Raw genomic sequence first — 547 nt, 5'->3', positions numbered from 1 at the left:
CGTGACGATGAGACGGCGGCGCGCGTCCTGCGCCTCCTTGAGGCACGTTTCCAGCTCGGCGAGGTCGCGGTTGGCGTACCGCAGGCGGCGGGCCTTGGAGAGGCGGATGCCGTCGATGATGCTGGCGTGGTTGAGGGCGTCGGAGATGACGGCGTCCTCGGGGCCGAGGAGGGTCTCGAACACGCCGCCGTNNGGCCGAGGAACGAGGACAGGCGCTGCTCCAGCTCCTTGTGGATCTCCTGGGTGCCGCAGATGAAGCGTACGGAGGCCATGCCGTAGCCCCACCGGTCGAGCGCGTCCTTCGCCGCGGCGACGACGTCGGGGTGGTCGGCGAGGCCGAGGTAGTTGTTGGCGCAGAAGTTGAGGACGTCGCCGGTGCCGGCGGAGACGGAGACCGAGGCGTTCTGCGGGGTGGAGATGACGCGCTCGGGCTTGAAGAGACCGGCGTCGCGGATCTCGTCGAGGGTGGCACGAAGGTCGTCACGGACGGACGCGTACATGCGGGGCTCCGGGGGTGGTGAGGGGTCGTCGGGAGGTCGTACGGAGG

At 69.9% G+C, this 547-nt stretch carries 1 protein-coding gene and 1 pseudogene; both read right to left on the bottom strand.

Translation table 11 applies throughout. The features are described 5' to 3' along the window. A pseudogene (locus BHU15_RS41925) lies at window positions 1-191 on the bottom strand (aminotransferase class I/II-fold pyridoxal phosphate-dependent enzyme); the annotation flags it as partial. A 2-nt stretch (window positions 192-193) separates the two neighbouring features. Beyond that, window positions 194-500 (bottom strand): aminotransferase class I/II-fold pyridoxal phosphate-dependent enzyme (locus BHU15_RS41920; RefSeq protein ID WP_438285008.1); only part of this gene is annotated, 307 nt, incomplete at its 3' end. Between the last annotated feature and the right edge of the window lie 47 nt (window positions 501-547).

Source organism: Streptomyces niveus, from assembly GCF_001723055.1.
In the GTDB taxonomy this organism is placed as follows: Bacteria; Actinomycetota; Actinomycetes; order Streptomycetales; family Streptomycetaceae; genus Streptomyces; species Streptomyces niveus.
This window is presented reverse-complemented; position numbering and strand designations above follow the sequence as displayed.